Below are 1,882 nucleotides of genomic sequence, written 5' to 3' on the forward strand. Positions count from 1 at the left end.
AGACCCATTCCACTATGGCAGAGGAGAAGCCAAAAACCCACTCTCCGGCCTTTGCCAGGCATGCTCGCTATAGTGGAAGCCGAGTTGCGGGATAGATTCTGTGTTGCAGGCTTCTCCTTTCTTCCAGGCCGGGCGGATGGGCGCCTATCCCCTGGGCTCAGGCTGCTATCACTTCTCGGTGTGGGCGCCCTTGGTTGAGCAGGTGGAGCTGAAGCTGCTCAGCCCTGTCCAACGTTGCTTTACTCTAGTGCGGGATGAGCAGGGCTATTGGCAGGGGGAGGTGGACGGGATCCCGCCTGGGCCGGTGGACTATCTCTACCGTCTGCACACCCAGGCAGGGGTAGTGGAGCGGCCGGATCCCGCTTCCCGCTGCCAGCCCTACGGCGTCCACGGCCCTTCGCGGGTGGTGGATCCCCGCTTCGACTGGCAGGATCAGGGGTGGAAGGGGATCCCCCTGTCTCAGTGGATCCTCTACGAGCTGCATGTAGGCACCTTTACCCTCGAGGGCACCTTTGCTGCTCTGATCCCTCGCCTGCCGGAGTTGGTGGAGTTGGGGGTAAACGTGCTGGAGCTGATGCCGGTGGCCCAGTTTCCAGGAGAGCGCAACTGGGGCTACGACGGCGTCTACCCCTACGCGGTGCAGACCAGCTATGGAGGAGCGGCAGGCTTCAAAGCCCTAGTCAATGCCTGCCACCAACTGGGTTTGGCCGTCATCTTGGATGTGGTCTACAACCACCTGGGGCCGGAGGGGAACTACCTGCGGGATTTTGGCCCCTACTTCACCGACAAGTACCACACCCCTTGGGGGGATGCCCTCAACTTCGACGACCGCTATTCTGACGGCGTGCGAGAGTTTTTCCTACAAAACGCCGAGTACTGGCTGGAGGAGTTTCATCTCGATGGGCTGCGGCTGGACGCGGTGCATGCCATCTACGACTTCAGCGCCTACCCCTTCTTGCAGGAATTGGCAGAGCAGGTGGATGCCCTAGAAGCTCGCACTGGCCGGCCCAGGGTTCTCATTGCCGAAAGCGACCTCAACGATGTCCGCCTCATCACCCCCCGAGAGCAAGGGGGCTACGGGCTAGATGCCCAGTGGTGCGATGACTTCCACCACTCACTTCACACCCTGCTTACCGGGGAAAAGACAGGCTACTACCAGGACTTTGGCGAATTGGAGCACCTGGCCAAGGCTTACCGGGAGAGCTACGTTTATTCTGGCCAGTACTCCTGCTACCGCGCCAGGCGTCACGGCAACTCCGCTGTTGGGCGACCGGGATCCCAATTTGTTGTCTGCATTCAAAACCACGATCAAATCGGCAACCGCAGGCTGGGAGAGCGCCTCAGCCAGCTCACCTCTTTCGAGGGCCTCAAATTGGCTGCCGCTGCCCTGCTGCTAGCTCCCATGCTGCCGCTGCTGTTTATGGGGGAAGAGTATGGGGAAGTGGCGCCATTTCTGTATTTTGTCAGCCACGGGGATCCCGATTTGGTGGAAGCGGTACGACAGGGACGCCGCCGCGAGTTCAGCGCCTTTGCCTGGCAGGGAGAGCCGCCGGATCCCCAAGCTGAAGAGACTTTCTTGCGCTCCAAGCTCAATTGGGACTTGAAAAAAGCCGGTCACCACCAGGTTCTCTGGAAGTGGTACCAGGCCCTGATCCAGCTGCGCAAAACCCAGCCGGCCCTCCAGCATCTGGAGCGGGACGGGGTGGAAGTGGAGCTCTTTTCCAACTCTGGCCTTGCCCTGCACCGCCGCCAGGGATCCCAGGCTTTGCTTGCCCTTTTCAATTTCAGCCCCGATCAGCCAGTCACCTATACCCAATGGCCCAGCGGCACCTGGGAGAAGCTTTTGGATAGCCACGAGGCCCAGTGGTTGGGCAAGGGATCC

At 60.6% G+C, this 1,882-nt stretch carries 1 protein-coding gene; it reads left to right on the forward strand.

Annotation, left to right across the window (positions count from 1 at the left end):
- Window positions 1-100 precede the first annotated feature (100 nt).
- The coding region (treZ, locus tag NW829_RS12170; RefSeq protein ID WP_414417190.1) for a malto-oligosyltrehalose trehalohydrolase at window positions 101-1,882 on the forward strand (1,782 nt) is incomplete at its 3' end.

The organism is Synechococcus sp. R55.8, assembly GCF_047461895.1.
In the GTDB taxonomy this organism is placed as follows: domain Bacteria; phylum Cyanobacteriota; class Cyanobacteriia; order Thermostichales; family Thermostichaceae; genus Thermostichus.